General features: G+C 67.5%; 8 protein-coding genes. 5 read left to right on the top strand and 3 right to left on the bottom strand.

From position 1 onward, the window contains the following. Positions 1-390 precede the first annotated feature (390 nt). The gene (locus CA2_RS05345) at positions 391-1002 is read left to right on the top strand and encodes a c-type cytochrome (RefSeq protein ID WP_217997624.1); all 612 of its coding nucleotides are present in this window, start codon (positions 391-393) and stop codon (positions 1000-1002) included. Positions 1003-1134: 132 nt separating this feature from the next. Then, positions 1135-2028, top strand: a complete 894-nt coding sequence (murI, locus tag CA2_RS05340; protein WP_042413461.1) for a glutamate racemase — start codon at positions 1135-1137, stop codon at positions 2026-2028. A gap of 696 nt (positions 2029-2724) precedes the next feature. Here the strand turns inward: murI and CA2_RS05335 are convergent. Together CA2_RS05335 and CA2_RS05330 are read right to left on the bottom strand one after the other, a co-directional pair. Then, a complete protein-coding gene (locus CA2_RS05335; protein WP_245620888.1) occupies positions 2725-3555 on the bottom strand; it encodes a DNA/RNA non-specific endonuclease in 831 nt (276 codons plus the stop codon). Between the two features lie 112 nt (positions 3556-3667). Next, complete coding sequence (locus tag CA2_RS05330; RefSeq protein ID WP_042413458.1) at positions 3668-4102, bottom strand: RNA-binding S4 domain-containing protein; 435 nt, start codon at positions 4100-4102, stop codon at positions 3668-3670. A 214-nt stretch (positions 4103-4316) separates the two neighbouring features. On the opposite strand from CA2_RS05330, the gene CA2_RS05325 reads away from it, so the two are divergent. Together CA2_RS05325 and CA2_RS05320 are read left to right on the top strand one after the other, a co-directional pair. Then, a complete protein-coding gene (locus CA2_RS05325) occupies positions 4317-4883 on the top strand; it encodes a tripartite tricarboxylate transporter TctB family protein (protein WP_081888877.1) in 567 nt (188 codons plus the stop codon). Continuing rightward, positions 4874-6391 carry a tripartite tricarboxylate transporter permease gene (locus CA2_RS05320; protein ID WP_042413452.1) on the top strand — a complete coding sequence of 506 codons (1518 nt, stop codon included), beginning with the start codon at positions 4874-4876 and terminating at the stop codon, positions 6389-6391. The genes CA2_RS05325 and CA2_RS05320 overlap by 10 nt, the downstream gene beginning before the upstream one ends. Before the next feature lie 47 nt (positions 6392-6438). On the opposite strand, the gene CA2_RS05315 is transcribed toward CA2_RS05320, so the two are convergent. After that, positions 6439-6744: a c-type cytochrome gene (locus tag CA2_RS05315; RefSeq protein WP_042413450.1), complete on the bottom strand. Its 306-nt coding sequence runs from the start codon at positions 6742-6744 to the stop codon at positions 6439-6441. A 103-nt stretch (positions 6745-6847) separates the two neighbouring features. On the opposite strand from CA2_RS05315, the gene CA2_RS05310 reads away from it, so the two are divergent. After that, a complete protein-coding gene (locus CA2_RS05310; protein WP_042413447.1) occupies positions 6848-7108 on the top strand; it encodes a TIGR04438 family Trp-rich protein in 261 nt (86 codons plus the stop codon). Positions 7109-7115 lie beyond the last annotated feature (7 nt).

Here is a 7115-nt window from a genome sequence, read left to right as displayed (position 1 = left end):
GCGTTGCGGGGGAGGTCGTGCCGTGCGCACGGCGCGGGTGGGCGGTGGCACCGGCAGGCTGCGCCAGGGGTGCTGGGCGGCTGCAGTGGTTAAAAAGCACGACCGTGCGAAACGCTAGTTGAAACCAGATGTGAATGCTTTCGTATTGGGACATACGCGCATTGCTGGCACCGCCGGTTGGGTGGCGAGAACGCCTGGGGTGGGGTTTGGCAAGCCCCGAAATCAAGCTTTGCGCAGCTTGTGGCGCAGACGGTTTTCGCCCGGGGATGTGCAGATAATGGGCCGCATCCCATCCCGATGCCCGCTGTGGATCCACCCATGCATTTGCGCTTCCTCGCCCCACTGCACGTCTGTCTCAAGCTTGTCCTGCGTGCCGCCTGCCTCTGTGCCGTGGTTGCAACGGCGGTGCAGGCGCAGCCCGCGAAGTCCATCACCCAGGACGAGCTGCAGGCCCGTTTGCAGGAGGCCAAGGCCCAGCCGGAACTGGGGCACAAGCTCTACACGCTGGGCCGCAAGGTGGCGGCGGTGTGTGCGAATTGCCACGCCGACCAGAACGGCAAGGCGATTCTGGAAGTGCCTTATTTGGATGGGCAGAACCCCGCCTACCTGGTCGAGCAGATCCGCCAGTTCTCCCAGGGGCTGCGCAAGAACACCTTCATGGAAGGCATCCTGAAAGCCATGAGCCGCGACGAGATGGTGGGCATGGTGCTGTTCTACGAAAAAGAGCCCCTGCCGGCGCGGCCTGCCAAGGACGCGGCCCTGGTGACGCAGGGCAAGGCCTACTTCGAGCGCATCTGCGTCAACTGCCATGGCACCGACGGGCGTGGCAACGAGCGCCTGCCGCGCATTGCCGGCCAGCACACCGGCTATGTGCAGATGACGCTGACGCGCTACCGCGAAGGCAGCCGCGTGCGCTCGGACCCGAACATGGCCTTCGTGACCAAAAGCATGAGCGACCAGGACATCCGGGCCGTGGCGTCCTACCTGGCGACCATGCCCTAGCCACGGGTTTGCTTGCAGACCCTGTCCGCCGCGGTGCGCGCTGGCCGCAGGGGCTTGTGGCCCTGCGCTGCGGCGCGGCCGGGCACAGCGGGTGCATACTGGGCACCCATCTGATTTGTGTCCGAACTTTCCATGACAGTGGCTGCTGCGCCGATTGGCGTTTTTGACAGCGGGATCGGGGGCCTCAGCGTGCTGCAAGCGCTGCGCCACGAGTTGCCGCACGAGCATTTTGTCTACCTGGCCGACAGTGGCAACGCCCCCTATGGCGAGCGGGGCGATGCCTTTGTGCAGGCGCGCACGCACGCCATCGCCCAGTACCTGCGCGAGCGCCATGGCATCAAGGCCCTGGTGATTGCCTGCAACACCGCCACGGCGGCGGCGGTCGAGTCGCTGCGCATGGCCATGCCGGACCTGCCTCTGATCGGCGTGGAGCCGGCGATCAAGCCGGCGGCACTGTCCAGCCAGACCCACCAGGTGGGTGTGATGGCCACGCGTGGCACGGTGGAAAGCCGGCGATTTCACAAGCTGCTGCAGGAGCATGGTCAGGGGGTGCAATTCCAGGTGCAGGCCTGCGATGGGCTGGCGCGTGCGATCGAGCAAAGCGCGCTGCAAGCCCCCGCTGCGGCGGATGGCGAGACTTCAGAAATCGAAGCACTGTGCGCCCGATACACCAAGGCTTTGGGGCATTTCGGCCTGAAAACGGGCGAGATGGACACCCTGGTGCTGGGCTGCACCCACTACATCTTTATCAAGGACGAGCTGCGCGCCCTGCTGGGCCCTGATGTGCAGTTGATCGACACCGGCGCCCCCGTGGCGCGGCAGACCCGCCGCCTGCTGGCCCAGGCCGGCCACCTGCGTGCCGAGCCCGGCGAGGCCGCAGCCCTGGCGGGGGCCGAACAGATCCAGCTGATGACCACGGGCAGCCTGCCCGCCTTGCAGGCCGCCGCCGCACGTTGGCTGGCGCTGCCCGCCAGCTGCTGTGCCAGTGTGGCGGTGCCGGATTTGACCGCGCCTGCGGCGCTGTAGGTGCGCCTGCTTCGGCTGTCTTGCTGGGTTTTTAAAAAGCAGAGCTGCCAGCGCTGGCTCCATCAGCGCTGGAGGTGGTTTTTACCCTCAATCCATGCAGGCGCCAGCAGGGGCGGCTGATGACCACGGGCAGTCTGTCCGTTTTGCAGGCCGCCGTCGCCCGCTGGCTGGCTAGCTGGCGCTGCCCGCCAGTTGCTGTGCCAGCGTGGCAGTGCCGGACCTGACCGCACCCGCCGCGCTGTAGGTGCTGGGGCCGGTTGCCTTCCTCACTTCTCAAAAAGCAGAGCTGCCAGCGTTGAATCCATAAGCGCTGGAGGTGGTTTTTATCCTCAATCCATGCAGGCGCCAGCAGGGTCGGCTGATGATCACGGGCAGCCTGCCCGCCTTGCAGGCCGCCGCCGCGCGCTGGCTGGCGTTGCCCGCCAGCTGCTGCGTCGCATGGCAGTGTCGGATTTGACCGCACCCGCCGCGCTGTAGGTGCTGGGGCCGGCTGCCTTCCGAGGGGCTTAAAAAAAGAACTACCAGCGCTTGCTGCATGCGCGCTAGAGCTGGTTTTGGTTTTCAAGCTCTGCAGACCCCGGTGGGGCTGATTGCCTGCAGGTTCTCAAAAAGCAGAGCTGTCAGCGCTTGCTAAATAACGGTTGGAGGCAGTTTTCGCTCCCAAGCACAGCGGACACCGGCGGAGCCGGCCCCGGCTCACTGGGGGTGCACGCCGGGCAGGAAGTCGATGCCGGTGCGCTGCACCAGCTCGGCGTAGCTGATGGGCTTGCTCACGCGGGCGTCGTCGCGGTTGGACTGCCAGTGGGCCCAGGCGCGGTTGGTGCTGGCGTCGTAGACCAGCTTGTACAGGTAGCTGGGCACGGCCACGTGGTTGTCGCCCACGGTGGCTGGCTGTCCCTCGTACACCGGACCGGTGATGATGAAGACATCGCCCTGTGCGCGGCTGGCGTAGTGGCGCGTGTCCTTTTCAATCCGCGCCCAGGGGCCGCTGTTCTGCTTGATGGACTGGGGCACCATGTTGGCCAGCGAAAAGCTTTGCGCCATGGCCTGGGCCGTGGGCATGTCGGCCGCAGGTGCCATGTGGCCGCGCGAGTAGCCGGAGCCCTTGTAGTCGTTCAGCTCGGCGCGTTCGGCCCGGGGCAGGCGGGCGTCGGCAAAGAACTTGTTGGTGCGCTTTTCGTCGGCATCGTCCACCAGGGAGCGGTTCATGCGCTGGGCCACGAACATCGGGGTGCGGGTGTTGCCGTTGTGCAGGATGGCAAACGCGTCGTAGCACAGATCGCGCAGCTTGGGCTGGGCCGCGACGGCCGGTGGCTGGCCGGCGGCAAAGAACTGTCGGCAGTCCTGAAAGCCGGCGCGGGTGGCCTGGGCCGCGGGGGCCGGGGCGGCCGATCCCGGGCGGGCGGCGACAGGGGCCTGGCTGGCGGTGGGGGAAGAGTTGCCCAGACAGGCGGTCAGCAGGGCGGCCCCCAGTACAGAGGCGGCCCAGGCGCGTGCACTGCGCGCCGAAAACTTGTCGAAAATCACTGGAATCCCTTGCTGCCTCTAAGGCAGGTGTTCATCTATCAATAGCAAGGATTGGAGCAGTTTTCGACAAAAGGTTCCGATGAATGGTTATCGGTGGGGCAGAGATCGCAGATTAATTGCCATCCCAGCTGGCGCTCCAGCGGTCGTCCCAGCTGTGGCGCGCGCGTTCGATGTCGCGGCGGTCACGCTTGGTGGGGCGTCCGTCGTGGTGCTGGGCAATGCTGGCGGCCGGCTCGGGTGCCAGGCGGCGTTCCTCGGCCAGGCGTGCGCGCTCGGCCAGGCTGTCGGCGGTTTCGCGGTACAGCTGTTGCGCCACCGGGGCCGGGCCGCGCATCGCGCTCAGGCCGAGCACCTGCACCGTGCGGGGTACCTGACCCTGGCGCAGGGCAATGGTGTCGCCCACGCGCACTTCGCGCGAGGCCTTGGCCGCGGCCTGGTTCACCGTCACGCGGCCCTTGCTGATCTGTTCCACGGCCAGGCTGCGGGTCTTGTAAAAACGTGCCGCCCACAGCCATTTGTCCAGTCGCATGGAAGAAATTTCACTCATGGGCCGATTGTCGGGGATACCGTGTGGGCTGGGGAGGGCGCTCAAGCCCGCCGTGCGTGGCAATCCGGGTTTTTACCGGCTGTGTCGGGGCCGATGGACGGGATGATGCGGCAGCCCCGCAAGCTTGATCCTGCGCAGAATCCCGGGTGCCCGCTGGTGGCAGCCTGTGGGCGGGCGTAGGCTGGGCGATGGAACCAAGATCAGAGGCTTTGATATGACACAAGAGGGTGCTGTGCCGGGTGTACAGCCTGGGCCAGGGGAGGCGCCGCAGGGCGCCCGCCGGCCGGTGGAGGTGGGACAGGCGGCCGTAGGCGGCGCGGTGGCGCTGCTTGCCCTGGCATTGGCCTGGGGTGGTGGGGCATTGCCCGCCTTAGCCCAGGCGGGCGACGATGGCGGGCCACGCTTGCTGCCGTGGCTGAGTGCCGGTGTGCTGCTGCTGTGCGGACTGTGGCTGGTGTGGGAGGCCTGGCAGGGGGGCTGGCGCCAGATGCCACCGTCCAGCGGGGGGCGCCCGCAGATCACCGCGGCGGTCTGGGTGGTGGCCGGGCTGCTGCTGCCAGCCCAGTTGATCACGCAGGCCGGGTTTGTGCCGGCTGCGGCGCTGGGCTATGTGCTGGCGGTGCAGGGCCTGCGCCGTGCCGACCGGCCGGGTGAAGGGCTGCGGGCCCGGCGCCTGGCGGCGGACCTGGGCGCGGGCGTGGTGGTGGCAGGCGGTGTCTATCTGCTGTTCACCCGCGTGCTGGGCGTGACGCTGCCTGGCGGGAGCTGGCCATGGATGTGATGCACGCCTTGTGGCAAGGCCTGGTGCTGGCCAGCACGCCGGAGCACCTGATGTTCGCCCTGGCGGGCTGCCTGCTGGGCACGGCCCTGGGGGTGCTTCCGGGGTTTGGCCCCTCGGTGGCGGTGGCGCTGCTGCTGCCCATGACCTTCCATGTGGGCATCACCGAGGCCTTCATCTTCTTTATCGCGATTGCCTGCGGGGGCATGTATGGCGGCTCCACGGCCTCCATCCTGCTCAACACCCCCGGGGAAAGCGCCAGCATGGTGACGGCCATGGAAGGGCACCGCATGGCCCTGAATGGCCGCGCGGGCGTGGCGCTGGCCACGGCGGCGATCGGCTCGTTCATTGCCGGCACCCTGGCGTCGCTGCTGGTGGTGTGGGTGGCGCCCTGGGTGGCCGGGGTGGCCCAGGGGCTGGGCCATGCCGAGACCTTCATGCTGATGGTGCTGGCCTTCGGGGCGGTCAGCGCGGCCGTCGGCAAGAGCACGCTGCGCGGGGTGACGGCCTTGTTCGTGGGACTGGCGCTGGCCTGTGTGGGCGTGGAATCTGTCAGTGGCGTGGAGCGGTTGACCGGTGGCTGGCCGGCACTGACGGACGGGGTGGACATGGTGCTGGTGGCGGTGGGCCTGTTTGTCGTGGGGGAGGTCCTGTATTCGGCCCTGTACGAGCGGCGGGTGCACACCACCCTCAACACCGTGGGGCGCTTGCGCATGTCCCGCCTGGACTGGAAGCGCTCCTGGCGCCCCTGGCTGCGCGGCACGGTGATCGGCACGCCGTTTGGCTGCGTACCCGTGGGGGGCATCGACATGCCGACCTATGTGAGCTATGCCGCCGAGCGCTACATGGTGCGCCCGGCCTACCGCGAGGAGTTCGGCCGCGAAGGGGCGATCGAGGGGGTGGCCGGGCCCGAGGCCGCCAACAACGCCACGGTGACGGCGGCGCTGATTCCGCTGCTGACCATGGGCATTCCCACCAGCAACACCACGGCAGTGATGCTGGGGGCCTTCAACAACTACGGCGTGTTCCCCGGGCACCAGCTGTTCGGCAGCGGCCAGGTGCTGGTGTGGACGCTGATTGGCTCCCTGTTCATCGGCAACCTGATGCTGCTGGTGCTGAATCTGCCCATGGTGCGCATGTGGACCTGGATGCTGCGCATTCCGCGGCCCCAGCTGTATGCCACCATGCTGGTGCTGGCCGCCGCCGGGGTGTATGGCATGCGGCACAGCACGGTCGACTTGCTGCTGCTGTTCGGCTTTGGCCTGCTGGGGGTGGTCATGCGGCGCTTCGACTTTCCCTTCACCCCCCTGGTGGTGGGGCTGGCCCTGGGGCCGCAGGCCGAAGTGCAGTTGCGACAGGCCCTGGCCGTGGGGCATGGCAGCTTCAGCATCTTTGTGACGCGCCCCGGTTCGCTGGCGCTGCTGGTGATTGCGTTGCTGCTGGTCGTCATGCCGCGCCTGCTGCAAGGCTGGGCCCAGCGGCGCATGGCCCAGGCGCGCGAGCTGGAATGAAAAAAGCCACCGCTGGCGGTGGCTTTCTGTGTGGGTGTGGCCCGGGCTTACTTCAGGCCCAGGATCCAGGCGGCCAGTTTCTGGGCCTCGGCTTCGCTGACCTGGTTGTTGGCCGGCATGGGGATGGGGCCCCAGACGCCGCTGCCGCCCTTGACGATCTTGGCGGCCAGCTTGTTCACGGCATCGCCCTGGCCGGCGTATTTGTTGGCCACGTCCTTGTACGACGGCCCCACCAGCTTCTTCTCCACCGCATGGCAGGCCATGCAGTTCTTGGCCGTGGCCAGTGCCTGATCGGCCAGCGCGGGGGCGGCCACCGCCAGAGTCATCGCCAGGGTGATCAAAGAACGCTTCATCGCTACACTTTCTTCTGGTTGGAGGGGTGCTGTCCATTTTAGGTGCAGCGTCATCCGGGTGGGCTGCCGTGTGTGAACGCGCGGTGAACAGGAGTGACAAAACATGTGGCTGTTAACAATTGCAGCGGTGCTGGCGGTGTGCAAGGTGCTGGCGTTCCTGGGGATGCTGGAGGTGGCGTGGCTGGTCGCCCTGTCGTGGTGGTGGGTGATCGGCGCGTTCGTGCTGACCGCGGCCTGGTTTGCCTACGCCGACCATTCCGGGCTGAGCAGCCGCAAGGCCATGGAGCAACTGGCCCGGCGCAAGCAGGACCGCCTGGAGGCGCAGCGCGACCTGCTGCGCAACCGCACGCGGCGCAAGCGCTGAGGGCAGG

Source organism: Comamonas aquatica NBRC 14918 (genome assembly GCF_000739875.1).
In the GTDB taxonomy this organism is placed as follows: Bacteria; Pseudomonadota; Gammaproteobacteria; order Burkholderiales; family Burkholderiaceae_C; genus Comamonas; species Comamonas aquatica.
The sequence above is the reverse complement of the archived record's forward strand: the minus strand, read 5'-3'. Positions and strand labels throughout refer to the sequence as shown.